13 protein-coding genes are annotated in these 19,445 nt (G+C 55.5%); 5 read left to right on the plus strand and 8 right to left on the minus strand.

Annotated features, from left to right (window positions below; all coding sequences use genetic code 11):
- Positions 1–3: 3 nt before the first annotated feature.
- The 5 genes from E2H98_RS16885 to E2H98_RS16905 all read right to left on the minus strand — a co-directional run bounded on the left by E2H98_RS16885 (position 4) and on the right by E2H98_RS16905 (position 7,127).
- The gene (locus E2H98_RS16885; RefSeq protein ID WP_133593774.1) at positions 4–2,433 is read right to left on the minus strand and encodes a zinc-dependent metalloprotease; all 2,430 of its coding nucleotides are present in this window, start codon (positions 2,431–2,433) and stop codon (positions 4–6) included.
- Positions 2,434–2,675: 242 nt separating this feature from the next.
- Positions 2,676–3,242 (minus strand): exonuclease domain-containing protein, encoded by a 567-nt coding sequence (locus E2H98_RS16890; RefSeq protein ID WP_133593772.1) that lies wholly within the window; start codon positions 3,240–3,242, stop codon positions 2,676–2,678.
- 6 nt (positions 3,243–3,248) lie between these two features.
- Positions 3,249–5,045 (minus strand): DUF294 nucleotidyltransferase-like domain-containing protein, encoded by a 1,797-nt coding sequence (locus E2H98_RS16895; protein ID WP_133593770.1) that lies wholly within the window; start codon positions 5,043–5,045, stop codon positions 3,249–3,251.
- An 89-nt stretch (positions 5,046–5,134) separates the two neighbouring features.
- A complete protein-coding gene (locus E2H98_RS16900) occupies positions 5,135–6,847 on the minus strand; it encodes a sodium:solute symporter family protein (RefSeq protein ID WP_133593768.1) in 1,713 nt (570 codons plus the stop codon).
- A 13-nt stretch (positions 6,848–6,860) separates the two neighbouring features.
- Positions 6,861–7,127 carry a DUF4212 domain-containing protein gene (locus E2H98_RS16905; RefSeq protein ID WP_133593766.1) on the minus strand — a complete coding sequence of 89 codons (267 nt, stop codon included), beginning with the start codon at positions 7,125–7,127 and terminating at the stop codon, positions 6,861–6,863.
- Between the two features lie 303 nt (positions 7,128–7,430).
- Here E2H98_RS16905 and E2H98_RS16910 point away from each other — a divergent pair, with 303 nt between their 5' ends.
- On the plus strand, positions 7,431–11,285 hold the full coding sequence (locus E2H98_RS16910) for a hybrid sensor histidine kinase/response regulator (RefSeq protein WP_133593764.1): 3,855 nt from the start codon (positions 7,431–7,433) through the stop codon (positions 11,283–11,285).
- 103 nt (positions 11,286–11,388) lie between these two features.
- Entirely contained in the window at positions 11,389–13,383 is a 1,995-nt protein-coding gene (locus tag E2H98_RS16915; RefSeq protein WP_133593762.1) for a tetratricopeptide repeat-containing sulfotransferase family protein, read from the plus strand.
- A gap of 7 nt (positions 13,384–13,390) precedes the next feature.
- On the opposite strand, the gene E2H98_RS16920 is transcribed toward E2H98_RS16915, so the two are convergent.
- Both E2H98_RS16920 and acs read right to left on the minus strand, forming a co-directional pair.
- Positions 13,391–14,056 carry a response regulator transcription factor gene (locus E2H98_RS16920; protein ID WP_133593760.1) on the minus strand — a complete coding sequence of 222 codons (666 nt, stop codon included), beginning with the start codon at positions 14,054–14,056 and terminating at the stop codon, positions 13,391–13,393.
- A 271-nt stretch (positions 14,057–14,327) separates the two neighbouring features.
- Positions 14,328–16,283, minus strand: a complete 1,956-nt coding sequence (acs, locus tag E2H98_RS16925) for an acetate--CoA ligase (protein ID WP_133593758.1) — start codon at positions 16,281–16,283, stop codon at positions 14,328–14,330.
- 165 nt (positions 16,284–16,448) lie between these two features.
- On the opposite strand from acs, the gene E2H98_RS16930 reads away from it, so the two are divergent.
- On the plus strand, positions 16,449–17,594 hold the full coding sequence (locus E2H98_RS16930) for a DcaP family trimeric outer membrane transporter (RefSeq protein WP_133593756.1): 1,146 nt from the start codon (positions 16,449–16,451) through the stop codon (positions 17,592–17,594).
- Between the two features lie 482 nt (positions 17,595–18,076).
- On the opposite strand, the gene pepE is transcribed toward E2H98_RS16930, so the two are convergent.
- The gene (gene pepE / locus E2H98_RS16935) at positions 18,077–18,775 is read right to left on the minus strand and encodes a dipeptidase PepE (RefSeq protein ID WP_133593754.1); all 699 of its coding nucleotides are present in this window, start codon (positions 18,773–18,775) and stop codon (positions 18,077–18,079) included.
- A 23-nt stretch (positions 18,776–18,798) separates the two neighbouring features.
- On the opposite strand from pepE, the gene E2H98_RS16940 reads away from it, so the two are divergent.
- Complete coding sequence (locus tag E2H98_RS16940; protein WP_157591436.1) at positions 18,799–18,954, plus strand: hypothetical protein; 156 nt, start codon at positions 18,799–18,801, stop codon at positions 18,952–18,954.
- Between the two features lie 37 nt (positions 18,955–18,991).
- The gene (locus E2H98_RS16945) at positions 18,992–19,399 is read left to right on the plus strand and encodes a secondary thiamine-phosphate synthase enzyme YjbQ (RefSeq protein WP_133593752.1); all 408 of its coding nucleotides are present in this window, start codon (positions 18,992–18,994) and stop codon (positions 19,397–19,399) included.
- Positions 19,400–19,445: the final 46 nt, after the last annotated feature.

Consider the following 19,445-nt stretch of genomic DNA (forward strand, 5'->3'; position numbering starts at 1 on the left):
GGATCAAATCGGTGAGCCAGGAGGCAGTCGATAATCCGCTCTGGGTTTGAACTCGGCTGGCGCGGCAAAGAACGTTTCCAGTATTGATGCTGCGTATTCATGGGTTGCCGAGCGACGCCGGTCTGAGGCAATTTCTTTTTGCCAGGTTTTCAATTGCTGCCATAGTTCCGCTTTGACGGTTTCGTGCAGTTTCGGTGATTGATACGAGGCAATCAATTTGTGTATCGAGGTGAGTTTGACCGTGCGATCGATTGCTGGCGCCAATGGCGAGTCATCTCGAACACGCTTTTCCCAAACTTCTTCATAAAGCTGATTGAACACGGTACCCAAACGCAGCGAGTCATTACCATGTTGGTATTCCGCAATGCGATTCAAGCGCTCCGGCGCCAGCAACATATCCAGTGTGTAGGCGGCGGTGGCTTCGGCAGCACTGATCGGATCGAACATCGGCGTGGTGCGGGTATCAAAGGCTTCGCGGGTACGGTTATAACCTTCGGCGACCGGCAGCAATTGCGTGCGAAGCGAATCGGGCAAGGTAAGGGTTTGTGGTGATAGCGCTTGCAACATACGTTGCAGTGCCAAGCGTTGCTGATCGCCAGTAACCGGCTGTAAGCGCGCTTCGGTTTCGTTGGCATTCAGATAGGCGTAGGAAACGCCGCCGATCAAGCGCGCGACGGCTTCAAGCTGATAGCGATGCAATAAATAGATAGGAACCAATCGGGTTTGCAGTTCGCCAGTGCTGTGTGTAGGCGGTAGCGCATGTCGGCCGAAGTTACTTAACGCAATGCCGCGTATGCGCATCAGCTGGTCATAGGTTTGTAGTGTGTCACCGCCGAAATCCCATAAGTTGCCGTGTGGGTTCGCGGCACCGATAAAGCGCACGTCGGCATCGGCCATGTACTGCAAGCCAGCGACGCGGGCATCACGGCGCAGTGCCAGCAAATCCTGCTGGTCATTTTCGAACACACCATAAGCATGTTTGACGATGTAATCATCCCAGGCACCGACACCGACATCGTAGGCGGTATCGAGACGGATTTTGCCGGTGTCATCGAGACGAACTTGCGGATGCGGGTAATCCATGACGGAACCGTTGCCTTGCACACTGGCGGCAAAGTTATGATTGAGTCCGAGCGCATGACCCACTTCGTGCGCGGACAATTGCCGCAGACGCGCCAGGGCCATTTGCTGCGCTTCGTTTTTCAGTTCGGCTTCGTTGGCTTTGCCGTACGGCGCCAACAAGCCTTCAGCAATCAGAATATCGTGACGGACGCGCTGCGAACCGAGATTAACGACGCCGCGAATGATTTCGCCAGTGCGCGGGTCGTGCAGGTAAGCGCCGTATGACCAGCCACGTGTGGCACGATGGGTCCAGGCGATAAAGTTGTAGCGGCTATCGGTCGGGTCTACCCCTTCCGGCAAAACTTCGGTGCGGAATGCATCGATAAAGCCGGCTTTTTCAAATGCGGTTTTCCACCAGTTGGCACCATCAAGTAACGCGGAGCGCACCGGCTCCGGTGTGCCGGGGTCGAGATAAAACACGATCGGTTTTTTGACTTTGGATGGGGCGGGCCCGGGGTTAATTTTTTCCAGCCGGAAACGCACTTGCAATGGTTGCAACAAGGCACTGTCCAGCGGTTGAGCAAAGTCCATGCGGTTGTGAACAAAACCGCCGGAGTACGGATGATAGGCACGCGGTTTGAAGCCAGCGTCGGGTGCTTTGATAAAACTCAAGTGCTGGCGCATGGTTAATGCTGAGTTGGTCATCGCCACATCGCCGACGAATTTGCCGTCGCCTTTGCCAGCGAATGTCAGCAGTGCTTCCAGCTCGATATTTTCCGGATGACTTTTCAGCTCTTCACCGAGCACGACGCTGCGCAACGCATCGATTTGATAGGCATTGCCATCGGTTTGCTGAATCTGCGTCGCGATACCGAATTGATCGCTAAGCACGAATGAGGAGAAGTCGAGCAGCCAACGCTGTTGATCGCCATTGCCGGTGGTCGCGATGATTTCGCCAGCCCACAGCACGGAATCAGCAAAGCCTTCGGCAACGGTTTGGCGTTCGGCGGCCGATTCGCTGTCGGCGATGAAGCGCTGGTTGGGTTGTATCAGCAGCACCTTGTTGCCGTAGCGACGGAATTCCACCAAACGAAATTCACGGACGCTGGCACGGTCGAGGCCGACATCGTTGGAGCCAAGGCCCTGTGCCAACGAAGCACCGAGCAGCAACGGTCCAGTGTTGGCACCGACGGCGATATGGAGTTGGTTTTTATCGGCGTTCCAATACAGGTCGAATAAACCGCTCTGGTGCTGTGCCTGTTGCACGCTGCTGGTCCAGGAATCGGTTTTCGGCGCTGCAGCATCGGCAGGGAGGGTGGCGAACGCTGCAGAGAATAGGCAAGACAGGGCGAGGCACTTCAACTTCTGCATGGGGTGAGCTCTCGGGAGGAAAACACAAAGCCTACTATATTGGCCGAAGTCTGTTGACGGTTCCTAGCGCAATATTGCCGTGACGGTGTGAGGATGGTGCGAAAGTCTGGATGCTGTGAGCACTTGACTGAAGAAAGAGAAAACTGCATGTCATTCCCGCGCAGGCGGGAATCTAGAAAAGCTGAGACTGGATTCCCGCCTACGCGGGAATGACAAATCAATTGATGAAAGCAATGCTACTTTCAGGGCTGATGCGTCAACGCCAGATAACAAAGCGCCGTTGTAGCGGCATCACCAAGCGCGGTGTGGCGACCTATTGGTTCGATATTGAACTGCGCGCAAATCTGTTCGAACGCGAGATTCGGTGGTGTGATCGGATGGCGTTTTTGCCAGTGGCGTTGATAGAGTGCGGCGAGTTCGATGGCGGGGTTGTTGAGCTCTGGTAGCGCGTTGCGTTGCAGCGCCAGATTCAATACCCGGCGATCGAAGCTGTGGTGATAGCCGAGTAATGGTCTTTCGCCAATAAACTCACGCAGCGCGTTCAGTGCCTCTTTAATCGGTAAACCTTGTTCGACATCGATACCGCGAATGCCATGAATGACCGCCGTTTCATGCACGTCTTCTGCTCGGGTCAGGATATGATAATGCAGGGCTTCGCCTATGAGCACACGTCGCTTGGCGATGCGCACGGCGCCGATTGACAAGATGCGGGCTGCGCGCGGATCAAGCGAGCTGGTTTCGAGATCGATCGCCACTAGTTCATCGGGGATTTTGCTCGGAAAAAATCCGGCGAGCCATTTGCTGAGCATGACGGTTTACAGTTGAAAGCGGCTTTTCAGCAGCTCTTTCAGTTGTTCTACGACGCGCAGCGCGTCGCGCAGCAATTCACGATCAAGATAACGCATACGCTCCGGATAGACGGCGTTGTCCGGCGCTTCGGCAAAGCGGTAGTCGCTGAGTTGTTGATTCAGGCGTAAGCGCATCAGCACGGACAGTGCTTGTTTCAGATTGGCGGCAGTTTTGCTGCGCAGGATGTTCAGCTCGCGCAAACGCTCGATGCGATCAAAACTGCTGCTGGTACGTATTCCCGCTTCCAGCGCCAGCACGCGGATGCCATGCACCAACGGGAATATGCCGCCTTTTTTCAGATCAATACCGGAACGGTCGCTGCGCAGGCGGCCGAAAATCGTGAACGCGCTTTGGAAGGCCAGTGCCTCAGCGACGATGGCGCGCAAAAAGATTTTATTGCTGGCCAGTTGCTTCATGGTTTGCTCAATCGGGTTCAACAGGCTGGCGTTACCGGCGACCGCACGGGCATCGCTGAGCAATCCGAGATGCATGAATGCTTCAGCCTCTCCCTGTTCCGCCCAGCGAAAAATACTCTCTGACCATTTTTCTGTGGTGCGTCGCCAATACGGATTATTGACCATGATCTGGCCGGGGCAGGGTGGGAAGCCGAGCTGCAACAGCGCGGCGCTGAATGCTTCGGCTGCTTGCACCAAGGCGGTATCCGGATCGCGTGCCAGCACCAACGCATTGTCTTGATCGGTACGTAGCAATTGCTCATGTCGGCCTTCGCTGCCGAGTGCCAGTAGACAACAATCGTCTTGCCAATCGACAGGAAAGGTCAGCGTAAAGACGCGTTCCATCAACTGGGCATTCAAGGCGCCAATCAGTTCGCCCAATGCCTGCATATGCACGCCGTGTTGATACAACGTCGCGGTGAGTCGATGCATGTCGCTGGCAATGGCGGTCAAATCACTGAGTTGTTGGGCGCGAGCGATACGCAAGGTAATGACATGCGAGTGCGTGGAAAAGTGACTTAAGATTTCGTTCATGCCGAGCAGCGACATGACGCCATCTTCATGGGTAACGGCAACCCGATCAATGCGATGCCGGGTCATGGTCAATAGCGCTTGCATCAGAAAATCTTCTTCGCGCACGGCAATCAACGGATAGGAGGCGATAGGGCCGATAGCGGAGTCCGGTGACAAATTGTGCTGGGTAAGCGCTCGCAGCAAATCGGTGCGGGTGACAATGCCGGTGTCGCTACCGATCACCGCCAGCGCGGCATCGGCATCGGCCGCTTGCATTTTCTCGGTCACTTCGCGGATGGTCGCGTGCGCATTAACCCAAACCGGTTGATGCAGCCGGATTTCACCAACCCGTGACAGCATCATGCCGGCCAGCTCGGGTAAGTCGTCGCGCTGTTGAATGCCCCGTGATTTATGCTCCAGCGCGCCGCTGAACCAGGCCTGGAGCGCGCTGTTTTCATCAAGCAATTGCAGAAAGACATCGCGATTCAGCAAATAGCAAATGCTGTCTTCGGCAGCTTGATATTCGTAGTGGGCGCGTTGCTCTGGCAGTCCATAAGCCGCGAACAAATCGCCTTCGTGATAGTCGCTGAATAACTGCCGGCCTTGAGCCTGATGTTGAAACGCCAGCACATGACCTTTCATGACCCGATACAAGCCCGGTGCGGCGCTTTCAACTTTGACGATGATGGTGCCGGCCGGAAAATACTCCAGACTCAGATGACGGCGCAGCAGCGACTGCTGCTCAGCAGTCAGAAAACTGAACGGTGCTTCGGAAAAGTCGAATTCGCTAATCATTGACGTTTCAGGCAATGGAGGCTGTTTGAACCATAGCAGAAAAAAGGGCGCCGAAGCGCCCTAACTCATCAACACAACGAGAGAGGTGATCAATGATGCGTAGCGGTACCTGAACCACGCGGAATGCGGATACTCTCGACCAGGTCCTGCACATGTTGTGGCGGTTCTTTGGTGCTGTGGCTAACGACCAGCGCGACCACGGTATTAATGATCATACCGACGACACCGATACCCTCTGGCGAAATGCCAAGGAACCAATTGGCTGGGACGTTTTGCGCCGCATCGACTATGAACTTGAAGTAGATGATGTAGGCGGCGGTAAAGCCGATACCGGTGACCATGCCCCAAATGGCGCCCCATTTGTTCAGGCGCTTGTAGAACACGCCGAGCACGATAATCGGGAAGAACGAAGCGGCTGCTAATCCGAACGCGAAGGCAACGACCTGTGCCACGAATCCGGGCGGATAAATGCCGAGCAAGCCGGCAACGACCACCGCAAACGCGGCGGCAACGCGCGCATAGAGCAGCTCCTGTTTTTCCGAGATATTTGGCATGAACACATTCTTCAACACGTCATGCGAAATCGAACTGGAAATCACCAGCAACAAACCCGCTGCGGTTGATAGCGCGGCGGCAAGACCACCGGCGGCAACCAGCGCAATCACCCAGGCTGGCAGATTGGCGATTTCCGGGTTGGCCAGCACCATGATGTCGCGATCGATGTTCATTTCATTCAACGCAGGGTCTTTGTGATAGAACATGCGGCCGTCATTGTTCTTGTCTTCCCACTTGATCAGCCCGGTTTTTTCCCAGTTGCTGACCCATTCCGGTGCCTCGCTGTACAGCGTGCCGGTGTTGTCTTTACCGTTGACCGTTTCGATCATATTGACGCGCGCAAACGCGGCAACAGCCGGAGCGGTGGTGTAGAGAATGGCGATGAACAGCAGCGCCCAACCGGCCGAGCTGCGGGCATCACGTACTTTCGGCACCGTGAAGAAGCGAACGATAACGTGTGGCAGACCAGCGGTTCCGACCATCAGCGCGAGCGTAATGCAGAAGACATCCATCATGCCTTTACTGCCGTCGGTATACGCCGCGAATCCTAACTCGGTACTTAGCCCATCGAGTTTCTGTAATAGATATTGCCCGGAGCCGTCATTCAGTTCGGCACCAAAACCCAGCTGCGGAATAACATGGCCAGTCATCATGAACGAAATGAAAATGGCAGGGACCATGTAGGCAAAAATCAGCACGCAATATTGTGCAACCTGCGTATAGGTGATGCCTTTCATGCCACCGAGTACGGCGTACATGAACACGATGGCCATGCCGATGATGACGCCGGTGGTGATGTCCACCTCCAGAAAGCGCGAGAATACGATTCCGACACCACGCATTTGCCCGGCGACGTAAGTGAACGACACGAAAATCGCACAGAACACCGCGACGATACGAGCGGTGCGCGAGTAGTAACGATCGCCGACGAAATCCGGCACGGTGAATTTGCCGAACTTGCGCAGATAAGGCGCGAGCAGCAAGGCCAGCAGCACGTAACCGCCGGTCCAACCGAGCAGGTAAACGGCGCCGTCATAACCCATGAAGGAAATGAGGCCGGCCATCGAGATGAATGAGGCTGCGCTCATCCAGTCCGCAGCGGTTGCCATGCCGTTGACGACTGGATGCACGCCGCCGCCAGCAACATAGAATTCTTTCGTGGAACCAACGCGGCTCCAAATCGCGATGCCGATATAGAGCGCGAAACTCAAACCGACAATCAAATAAGTCCAGGTTTGTACAGACATGTTGGCGCTCCTGTCAGTCTTCGTGCACGTCGTGGTGACGATCGAGGTAGTTCATGCGTTTGGCGTAATAGAAAATCAGCACTACGAACACGTAGATGGCGCCTTGCTGGGCAAACCAGAATCCCAGCTTGAAGCCGAAGAACTCAAATTGGTTGAGTGGTTCAGCGAAGAAAATGCTCAGGACAAAACCGAAAATGGCCCACAGGCTCAAACAGAGCGCCAGTACGCGCTTGTTTGCGGCCCAATAGGCTTTGGCGGAACCATTGCTGGAGCTGCTCATTGTTTTCCCTCCTTCTATTACGGTGAAAGTCGCGCAGCGACGTCATCCAAATTCCTCTCTACCCGTGTGGGAAAGGGTAAAGGGGGAGCGTTGATGTCGCGTGCGCGTTTGAACATTCTGATCTATCGCACGCGGCATAAACGCCGGGACTGGTCCGCTACACAATAGCGCTTATCCATAGCGGCCGGCTTACGACTTTGGTCGACTCGGAAGGCTTTCAGCATTCGACTTTTGGCTAAGGTCGAGTAAGCTAGCTGCCTTGGCTGTTCGTGGTGGATGTTCCCGTGGCGGTAGGCGCAAGCGATGAATAACTGGCTGATTCCGGCGCTCAGTGTTGCCTATGTCGGTGTGCTGTTCGCCGTTGCCTGGTGGGGTGACCGCTTTGGCCTGCCGAAATCGCTGCAACGCTTTCGGCCCGTGTTGTTCAGTTTGACGTTGGCGGTGTACTGCACATCGTGGACGGTATATGGCGCCATCGGTTCTGCCATTCACGAAGGCTGGCGCTTCTTGCCGATTTACCTGGGGCCTTTGCTGTTGTTGCTATTCGGCGCCAACATTCTTGAGCGTCTGGCGCTGATCGGCAAAACCAAGAATATCGCGTCGATTTCCGACTTCATTTCCTCTCGTTATGGCAAATCGCGCCAGCTCGGCGCGTTGGCGGCGCTGATCGCCGTCGTCGGCGTGTTGCCGTACTTGGCCTTGCAATTCAAAGCGGTGTCACTGAGTTTCGATGTGCTGACCGGACAGCAAAATGGCGCCAGCGGGTTATTCAGTGATACGGCGTTTTTTGTTGCCATTGGCATGGCCTTGTTCGCCATTTTGTTCGGCACGCGTCGTATTGAGGCAACCGAACACCATCGCGGTTTGATGTTGGCGGTGGCGACTGAGTCGGTGATCAAGCTGTTGGCGATGGTCGCCGTCGCGCTGTTTGCGCTGTACCAGCTCGGCAAGCTCGACAGCAACTGGAACCATTTGCTGCACGACCCGCGCTTGCAAATGCTGGCGGCGCCGAACGCTGTGCCGGCCGGTTTCTTCACTCATACATTGCTGGCGTTTGCCGCGCTGTTTTGTTTGCCGCGTCAGTTTCATGTCACGGTGGTCGAGTGTGAAGACACCCGCCATATCAAAACCGCGCGCTGGATGTTTTCGGTGTACCTGCTGCTCGTGTGTTTGGCGGTGTTGCCGGTGGCGGCACTGGCGCTACTGCATCGCGAAGCGATTGGCATGACGCCCGACATGGCGATGCTGACGTTGCCACTTTATTTCGGCGCTGACTGGCTGGCGGTGTTGGCGTTTATCGGCGGTTTCTCGGCAGCGACTGGCATGGTGCTGGTGTCCACGGTCGCGCTGTCAACGATGATCAGCAACGATCTGGTCATGCCGTTGCTCTGGCGTTGGCGTTTGTTTGATGTGCCATCGCGACAGGATTTGTCGGGCGTGCTGAAAACCGTGCGGCGCTTGTCGATTTTGTTGATCGCGCTGCTTGGTTATGGCTTTTATCGACTGATTGAACAGTTTGCTTATCTTGCTGATATTGGCTTGCTGGCATTTGCCGCCGCCGCGCAATTTGCACCGGTGTTGCTGGGTGGTTTGTATTGGAGCGGTGGCTCGCGGCGCGGCGCGATAGCCGGCTTGTTTGGCGGCTTCGTGGTGTGGAGTTACACGCTGCTGTTACCAACGTTGATTCAAGGCGGTGTCTGGCAAACCACTTTGCTGCAAGAAGGCTTGTTCAATATTTCCTGGCTGAAGCCGCAGGCGTTATTCGCGCTCGAAGGTTGGGACACGCTGACCCATGGTGTGTTCTGGAGTCTGATGGCCAATATCAGTTTGTATGTGATTGTCTCGCTGCGCACCCGGCCAAGCTTGCAGGAGCGCACCGACGCGGCGTTTTATCTGAACCCGTATGTCACGCCGGAAGGCGCACGCGAAGCCGAGCAGGCCGGTCGCTTGCGGGTCGGTGAATTGCGCGCGATTACCGCGCGCATCATCGGCGATGCCCAAGCCCTGAGTGTGTTCAGCGCTTATGCCGCGCAACGCGAAGAACCGCTCCAGGAAGACAAGCTTGCCGACCGCGGCTGGATTCGTTTTGCCGAGCGGACATTGGCCGGTGTGATGGGCGCGGCGTCATCGCGAATGATGCTGACCACCGCACTGCGCGGCACCGGTATGGATATCGGTCTGGTTATCGCTTTGCTCGATCAGTCTTCGCAGGAGCAGCGATTCAACCGTGGCTTGTTGCAAACGATGATGGAAAATATTCCGCAGGCAATTTCTGTCGTCGATGCCGATATGCGCCTCGTCGCTTGGAACCGGCGCTATACCGAAATGTTCGAGTACCCGGATGGCATGGTTTACATCGGTTGTCCGGTCGCGGAATTGATTCGCTATAACGCCGAACGCGGCGAGTGCGGACCGGGTGATGTCGAACAGCATGTGCGCAAACGTTTGCACCATATGCGTATCGGCAGTGCTCACGTGTTTGAGCGCGTGCGGCCAGATGGTCGCGTCATTGAAATGCGCGGGCAGCCGTTGCCCGGTGGTGGTTTTGTCACGACGTTTACCGATATCACGCATTTCAAACAAGCCGAAGAAAACCTGCGCCAGTCCGAGCACGCGATTCGCGTGTACACCGATAACGTGCCGGTATTGCTGGCCTACATGGACATCCGCTTGACCTATCGCTTCGTCAATCGGGCCTATCTGGAATTGATTGGTAAAAGTCGTGAGCAAGTGCTCGGGCAAACGGCATATCAGGTGTTGTCATCGGAAGATATCGCCCGTCGCCAACCGTATATCGATGGCGTGTTGAAAGGCGAGCGTCAGGAATTTGAAATTCAGTTACGCAAAGCCGATGGCAGCCCGGTTTACGCTCTCGGTGCGTATTTGCCGCAGTTTGACACCAATCAACAGCAGCAAGGTTTTTACGTAATTTTTCAGGATATCTCTGCACGTCGGCGAGCCGAGCTGGCGCTGGCAGAAGCCAATATCGAGTTGGAGGCGCGGGTACAGGAGCGCACCGAAGCCTTGCAACAAGCGCTCGATGCCCAGGAAAAAGCCAAACAGGAAGCAATTCAGGCGAACCAGTCAAAAACCCGGTTTATCGCAGCCGCCAGTCACGACTTGTTGCAGCCATTGCATGCGGCGCGCTTGTTTACCACGGCGCTGAGCCAACATGATTCGGATGACCCGGAGCTATTCACGCTCAGCAAACAAATCGATGGTGCCTTGCGCGGGGCGGAAGAATTGTTGTCCGCGCTGCTCGATATTTCCCGGCTCGATAGCGGTGCGTTGACGGTCAATCGCACGGCATTTCCACTGGTGGAATTGTTTACTGATTTGCGTTTGCAGTTTGCGCCGTTGGCGGCGACACGCGGCATTCAGTTCGAATGCATCAACACCTCCGTTTGGGTGCAGAGCGATCGTCAAATGTTGCGCCGAATTTTGCAGAACTTTATCAGCAATGCCTTGCGCTACACCCGCAGCGGTCGTGTGCTGCTTGGTGTGCGTCGGCAAGCGCATTCGCTGCGCCTCGAAGTCTGGGATACCGGCCCCGGTATTGCGCCGGTGCATCTACGCAGCATTTTCGAAGAATTTCAGCGCACCGGTGAAATCTCGCCCTGGGGCGAGAAAGGCATGGGGTTGGGCCTGGCGATTTGCGAGCGGATGGCAAGGTTGCTGGGGCATGCCATTGGTGTGCAATCCGAGCTGGGGCACGGCAGCATGTTTTACGTAGATGTGCCACGCGCCGAAGCGGCGTTCCCGACGCTTAACGAACCGATGCCAGTCAGCAAAGGTCAGGCACTGGATGGCTTGAAAGTGCTGTGCATCGACAATGAGCCCGATATTTTAATTGGCATGAAAGCCGTGCTTGGCAAATGGGGCTGCCAAGCCTTGCTGGCGCAAAACTCGATGGATGCCGAGACGCAGATGTCTGCCCAGCCTGATGTCATCCTGGCTGATTTCCATCTCGGCGAAGCGGTCGACGGACTGGAGTTGCTGCTGAAGCTGAGCCAGGTCCACGGCACCCGCATCAGCGGTGCGTTGATTACTGCCGATCACAGTGAAGCGCTGGCGAAGCGGGCGAAAGAGGCGGGTGTCACGGTATTGCGTAAACCGGTTAAGCCGGGTGCGCTTCGGGCGTTTCTCAGCGCCAGGTAATCGACGTTGCGTCCCGAATCGATAGCCCTATAATCACGACCTGTCATTGACGCCTTCAACTCCTTCATCACCAGCGATATAGCGCTGTCAGGAAAAACGTTTCATGTATTCTCGCGCCAGTATGGAGCAGGCCAGAAGCCTGCTCGCCGATCAGCAGCTTTCCGCGGCCCAACAACTGTTGTACACGCAACACCCACAACGTGATGCCGATGTCATGCTACGAGAGTTGCTGATCGGCGAGCGCAGGAATGAACAAGCCGCGCAGATCGCTACGCGGCTGACAATGGGTTCGGATGCCGAGGCATTAGTCAGTCAAGCGATATTGGCGCACTTTGCCGGCAGTTTGCCCGCTGCGGTTCAATGCTGCGAAAAGGCGCTGAAGATGCAACCGCAATTGGCCACAGCTCAGAATCATCTTGGCCGTGCACTGCACAATATGGGGCGACCCGAGCAGGCGCTTGCCGCGTTCAAGAGCGCTGTCGCTGCAGACAAACACTATGCGGAAGCTTGGCACAATCAAGGTCACGTATTACGTGCGCTTGGCCAGTTGCCGGACGCGATCAGCGTCTTTCAGCGAGCTTGCGAATTGGCGCCGGGTTATCGTTCTGCGCGATTGAATCTTGGCATCAGTTTGTTTGCCATGGAGCGCGGCCGCGAAGCGCTCGATTGTTTTGAACAATTGTTATCGCATGACGGCGACGATGTTGAGGCATTGATGAATGCCGGTCTAAGTTTGCATTTGTTGGGCCGGTTCGACGAGGCAAAAAAACGCTATCAACAAGCGCTTGCACTGGTACCAAAACACGCTACGGCCTGGTACTACTATGGCGTGTTGTTGAACGAGCTCCAGGAGACTTCCGCAGCAATGCAAGCGCTGCAAAAGGCCATTGAGCTGAACCCGCAGGATGTCGAAGCGTGGATTGAGCTAGCCGGAGTGCACGAGCAGAGCAATGAGTTAGAGAAGGCTGAACAAGCAGTGCGCCGAGCACAGACCACTGGCGCACAGCACCCTGCTTTACTGCTGGAGGTTGCCAAGCTGACCCGGCGCAAAGGACAGCCTGGCGACGCGGTCAAACTATTGCAACGGCTGGATGCCAGGCAGTTGCCGTCACGTCTCGCCCAGCAATACTTTTTTGAGCTGGGTTCGGCGTTGGATCGGGACAAGCAATACGAGCCCGCTTACCGCGCGTTTTTGCAGGGCAATCAGCTGGCGGCGAACAGTCAACGGCGACAAAGCGTCGATAAAGAAGCGTTTCCGGCGCTCTGTCAGCGCATTCAGAACTGGCTTGAACATAACCAAATTACCGCATCACTCTCCGCACCGGGCGAGCTGGGTGAAGATCTTTGTTTCATGATTGGTTTCCCGCGTTCTGGCACCACGCTGCTGGATACCATGTTGGCCGTACATCCGGATGTCGTGTCGATTGAAGAGCAAGCAACCCTGGAATGGGTGATTGCTCGTTTGAATGCGATCGGTGCAGGTTATCCGGAAAACCTCGATACGTTTAGCGAGCTGCAGTTGGACGAACTGCGCCAACTGTACCGGCAACGCCTTGCCTCAATTCTGCCTCAGCGTCCATACAAGTTGATTGTCGACAAACTGCCGATGCGAACGATACATGCGGCGCTGATTCATCGATTGTTTCCGAAAGCGAAATTACTGTTTTCGCTGCGACATCCTTGCGATGTCGTACTGAGCAACTTCATGCAGCAGTACGCCGTCAATGAAGCGTTCGTGCACTTCGATACGCTGACGGATTGTAGCCGTACCTACGACCAGGTCATGCGGATTTGGCAGACGTTCGTTGAGCGCTATTCGCCGGATATGAAATACGTGCGATATGAAGCCTTGGTCAGCGACCCGCAAGCAGCATTACAACAGGTTTGCGATTTTCTCGGCATTGAGGCTCAGCAGTCCATGCTGGACAGGGATGCACGCTTGAACACCCGTGATCGCGTGCGCACTAACAGTTATCAGCAAGTGGCTGAGCCGATTTATCTACGAGCATCGGGTCGTTGGCAACATTATCGAGCGCACCTGTTACCACACTTGCCGTTGCTGAAGCCGCATGTGGATTATTTGGGCTACGAGATTTGAGTTTCGCTTATTCGTCTTCGACCACAATTAAGTGATGATTCGGCTCGATTTGTAAACGTGAGGCAGCAACAACAGCCTGGGTGCGGTTAGTGACGCCGAGTTTTTTCATGATCGCGGTCATATGGGCTTTGACGGTCGCTTCCGATACGCCCAAATCGTAGGCGATTTGTTTGTTCAGCGAACCATCGGCCAGCATCATCAGCACCCGGAACTGATGGGGAGTCAGTTCCTTGATGCGGCGAGCGATTTCGGCTTCTTCCTGGGCGATTGAGGTAGTTTTGTCATCGATGCCGGCTGGCAACCAGACTTCACCATCGAGCACGGCCCGTATCGCCGATGACATGGTTTCCGGCGCGGTGTTTTTCGGGATGTAGGCGCTGGCGCCGTGACCGATGGCGCGTTGCATGATGGCCGGATCTTCGTTACCAGAGATCACGATCACCGGTAATCCGGGTTGTGCGGCGCGAATATGAATGAGCGCCGAGAAGCCTTTGGCGCCCGGCATATGCAAATCGAGCAGCAGTAAATCGGCGTCGCTGTGCTGTTCGAGCAACGCATAAAGCGCCGCGACCGAATCGGCATCGAAGACTTCGGCCTGCTCGATGCTGAATTCGATCGCGCGTTTCAGCGCGTCGCGGAATAGCGGGTGGTCGTCGGCCAGCAAGACTTTCATCGTCGATCAACTCTTTCAAGTGAACATCTGAAAACCATGGCACTGAGTGCTCAATACGTTGGCTGTGCGAATGAATTCGCACCTACCGAGTTGGGTAGGTCCGGATTCATTCGGACAGGATGGTCCGGGTTATCGTGCGAATGAACTCGCACCTACTGATTTTGGCAGGTGCGGATTCTTCCGAACAGGGTTGTACGGGTTGTTGTGTGAATGAATTCGAACCTGCCGAGCTTGGTAGGTCCGGATTCTTCCGGACATTTCCATCGTTCGGTTACTTGCCTGACTTCAGTTTATGCGCGCCATCAAGCAATTGATCGACAACGGCCGGATCGGCCAGCGTCGAGGTGTCGCCGAGATTTTCGGTTTCATCGGCGGCGATTTTACGCAGGATGCGGCGCATGATTTTTCCCGAGCGGGTTTTCGGCAAACCACTGGCCCATTGAATGACATCGGGTGTGGCAATTGGGCCGATTTCGCGGCGTACCCAGTCGATCAGCTCTTTACGCAGTGTGGCGTCACCTTCGACACCCACTTGCAGCGTCACGTAGGCGTAAATGCCCTGGCCTTTGATGTCATGCGGCATGCCAACGACCGCAGCTTCGGCGACTTTCGGGTGCGCAACCAGCGCGCTTTCCACTTCGGCGGTGCCGAGACGGTGACCGGATACGTTCAGCACGTCGTCGACGCGACCAGTGATCCAGTAATAACCATCTTCATCGCGGCGAGCGCCATCGCCGGTGAAATAGCGACCGGGGAAGGTCGAGAAATAGGTTTCAATGAAGCGCTTGTGATCGCCGTAAACGGTGCGCATTTGCCCCGGCCAGGAATCCTTGATGATCAGGTTACCTTCGCAGGCGCCGGTCAGTTCCTTGCCTTCGCCATCGACAATTGCCGGTTCAACGCCAAACAGCGGTTTCGTGGCTGAGCCTGGCTTCAGCGGCGTCGCCCCTGGCAACGGCGAAATCAGCATGCCGCCGGTTTCGGTTTGCCACCAGGTATCGACAATCGGGCAGCGTGACTCGCCCACCACTTCGTAATACCAGCGCCATGCTTCCGGGTTGATCGGCTCACCGACAGAGCCGAGCAGACGCAGTGATTTGCGATTCGACAAACGCACCCACTGATCGCCTTCACGCATCATGGCGCGGATCGCGGTCGGCGCCGTGTAGAGAATGGTGATTTGGTGTTTATCGACGACCTGGCCGATGCGGCTCCAGTCCGGGTAGTTTGGTACGCTTTCGAAAAATACCGTGCTGGCGCCATTCGACAGCGCGCCATACAGCAGATAACTGTGGCCAGTAATCCAGCCAACATCGGCGGTACACCAGTAAATATCATCCGGTTTGATATCGAACACATGCCGGAACGTGTGCGTGACGTAAACGAGGTAGCCGCCGGTGGTGTGCAGCACGCCTTTCGGTTTGCCGGTGGAGCCGGAGGTGTACAGGATGAACAGCGGATCTTCAGCGTCCATCACTTCCGGTTCGCATTGCGTCGATTCGCCAACCAGTAAATCGTGGTACCAGACGTCGCGCTGGGTTTTCCAGGAAATCTCGCCGCCGGTACGACGCACGACGATGACGTTCTTGACGCCGGAACACTCGCTGCGCGCCAGCGCCGCATCGACGTTGGCTTTCAATGGAATTTTCTTGCCACCGCGCAGGCCTTCGTCGGCAGTGATGACGATGGATGAATCGCAATCGGCGATGCGGCCGGCCAATGAATCCGGTGAGAAGCCGCCGAATACAACTGAGTGCACGGCGCCGATGCGGGCACAAGCGAGCATCGCGACCGCCGCTTGCGGCACCATCGGCATGTAAATCGTGACCCGATCGCCTTTCTTGACGCCGAGCCTGCGCATCGCGTTGCCTAGACGGCACACTTCCGCGAGCAATTCGCGATAGGAAATATAACGATGCTCGGCCGGGTGATCACCTTCCCAAATGATCGCGGTGCGATCCGGATGTTTGGCAACATGACGATCGAGGCAGTTGTAACTTAAGTTCAGCGTGCCGTCTTCATACCACTTGATGAACAGATCATTGGCGTCCCAGGACACGTTCTTGACTTTGCTGTAGCTGCGATACCAGTCGACGCATTTGCCGATCTCACCCCAATAAGCATCCGGGTCGGTAATCGAGTGTTGATAATCTTTTTTGTATTGCTCGGCGGAAACGGAAGCGTCGCGGGCAAAGTCTTCAGGAACGGGGTAAATGCTCTGTGTCATGTCGGGCCAACTCCTTGTTTGATCTTTAATGTTGCAGTGCCAAGTGTCCCAGCCGGGGGAGGTCAGTTCCCATTCGACCTTGGTCTAGTCTCGACCATTGGAGAATAGTCGGTACGAGTTGGGATGGTTATACCGTTAGCGCCACGCAACGGAGGAGATAACAGCATGACAAGACCACTCGGGGCACTCTCATTGGCCATTATTGCCGCCTGCGGCAGCACAGCGGTAATGGCAGAAACGAATACCACATTCACCTACGGCGGATTCATCAAGCTGGAGGCGATGCATTCCGATTTTAGCGCAGGACGGGTCGGCACGGGGGCAGGACGTGATTTTTATGTACCGAGCAGCATTCCGGTCGGAACGGGTGACAGTTATAGCGCGTTTGACGCACACGCCAAGCAAACGCGTTTCAACTTTGGCACGACCACGACATTCGACAATGGTGAAAAAATCCAGACCTTTCTGGAAATGGATTTCATGGTTACTGCAGACGGAAACGAGCGCTCAACCAACGGTTATGAGCCGGAGCTGCGTCATGCCTGGGTGAAATGGGGCAACTGGCTGGCCGGCCAGAGTTGGAGCAACTTCATGGACGTCGGCGTGCTGCCAGAGGCGGTCGATTTCATTGGTCCATCGGAATCGACGGTGTTCGTACGCCAAGCGCAGCTTCGTTACACCAGTGGTGCATTTACGGTTTCGCTGGAGAATCCGGAAACCACCGTCAACCCATTCCAGACTAGCAGTTCGGTTGCCACTGATGACAATGCGCTGCCGGACGTCGTTCTGCGCTACAACATCAAAACTGACTGGGGTCATATCGGCGTCGCCGGTTTGTTGCGCCAGCTTGGTGAGGATAATGGTGCATTTGACTCTACTGAAACCGGTTTTGGTGTCGCGCTGAGTTCAAAAATCATGTTGAATGATCGCAATGATCTGCGCATGGCGGTCAACTATGGTTCCGGTATTGGCCGCTATGTCGGCATCAATACCATTCAGGACGCCGTGCGCGATGCCAGCGGAGATTTGGATGCCATTGACCTGTTCTCGGCGTTCATTGCCTGGCGGCATGTTTGGGGTGGCGATTGGCGCTCAACATTCAGTTATTCGATATTGGCGGCGGATAACGACTCGGCGTTGACGGCCGGGACTACGACTTCTGATGTCAATTCGATTCGGGTTAACTTGATTAATTCGCCAATGCCAAAACTGGATGTTGGGGTGGAATTGTCACACGCCGTGCGGGAAACCGAGAATGGGGCTGATGGGGATTTGGATCGGATTCATTTTATGGTGGTTTATAAGTTTTGATTTTCTGGTTTGCTTCAGCACTTGAGTTACTTTTGACTTTTGAGAATGCCGGGATTCGCCCCGGCGGTCGCCCTACTTTTGTACAGCACATCCATGTGCTGTACCTTTCAGGTTTGCACGAAAAAGCGCTCCTGCGCTTTTTTCTTGCTCGTGCAAGAAAAGTAGGCAAAAGAAGCACGCCCCGAAGCGCCAGGTGAGTTGCGTTGCTTCGACCAGGCAGCTCCGGCAACAAGCACTCTCCGGCTCGGGCCGCACTGACGCGGCATCCATGCCTTATCAGTGCTACGCCAGCACCCCGGGGCTTCGCAGAGCTCAGCCCGTTCGCGCGGCGCGAAGTACATTGGTACTTCGCTATTTATCCGCGCGAACCCCAGCTGGCGTACCCGGCCTCCGAATGCTCGTTGCCGGCTGGCGCATACGGGGACCCCATTGTTTCTTTTCGATGTAGGTGGCTTCGTTCCTTTCAAGACACGAACATTCAATTACTGAAGCAGGAAACTCAAATCCTTCTCGCTCAGTTTCTGCACTGGCTTCTTCGCGACAAACCTCAACAACTCCGCTTCGCCCACGCGCTCCAGCTTGTTGCCGCGTCGCAAAAGTCCGGTTCCCTCTGGCAAGGCAATCACTTGCTGATTTGGGTTTGCAGTCAAATATTCTTCCAAACGCTGTGCCCGCGTTTCGCCATGAAAGTTGGCAGGCATCACATCGGTGTAGTGCGGGTTGATTTGGAATGGCAGTAGATTCAATGCGGCAAAGCTTGGTGGCTGCACGATGGGCATGTCGTTGGTGGTGCAGATAGTTGGTGCGCTGATGTTGCTGCCGGCGCTCCAACCCGCATACGGTGTTCCGCTTTGCACTTTGTCGCGGATACGCTCGAGCAAATCCCAATCGTAAATCGTCTTTAACAAGTGAAAAGTATTGCCGCCACCGACGGCGATTGCGTCTGCTTCTTCAACGGCTTTTTTCGCGTCAATCGCCTTGTGAATGCCGCTTACCCGAATGCCTACCGGGTCCAGGGCTTCGCGTACCCGTTCCAAGTAGGCGTCCCAATCAATGGTGACACCTGCGAACGGAATGAACAGCACTTCGCGCTCGCCGAAATGCTCGGCCAATGTCGTGCGGGCATGTTCCAGATAACCGCTGTCGCCAGCGCGTGAGGAGGAGAGCAGTAATAGATTCATTGCTTAGTGTGCTCCACGGTGAAATGAGCTTGGTGCTGGACCTTGGATTCGATAAACGCGAAGATCGCAGCGAGAAAGTCGCGATTAAACTTTTTGTCATACCCGCGAAGGCGGGTATCCAGAATGTTGAAAAACAATGGATTCCCGCCTACGCGGGAATGACCGATATATCAGCCTGACGCGGCCAGGCTCCCGAGACACAGAGATGAGCGGCGCATGATACGACAACTTTCCCTGCAGCCGAAACGACAGGGGCTGCACGAGTTCACGGATAAAGTGCAGACGCTGGTGCGTGACAGCGGCGTGCGGGAGGGTTTGTGCACGCTGTTTGTCCGTCACACGTCCTGCAGCCTACTGATTCAGGAAAATGCCGACCCAACCGCGAAAAGCGACCTGGAGCGTTGGCTAAATCGCTTGGTGCCGGAACACGATGAACTCTACGAGCACACCTTGGAAGGCGCTGATGACATGCCTGCGCACATCAAGGCCGCGCTGACCGCGGTCAGTCTGTCGATACCGGTTATTGATGGCGGATTGGCGCTCGGTACCTGGCAGGGCATTTACCTGTGGGAACACCGGCATCATCCGGGCAGTCGAACAGTATTGGTACATCTGACTACGTAACGTAGTCACCGGTAGTGAGCGGATTGTCGCTATAATCGCGCCCCAA

Source organism: Permianibacter aggregans, assembly GCF_009756665.1.
GTDB lineage: Bacteria > Pseudomonadota > Gammaproteobacteria > Enterobacterales > Permianibacteraceae > Permianibacter > Permianibacter aggregans.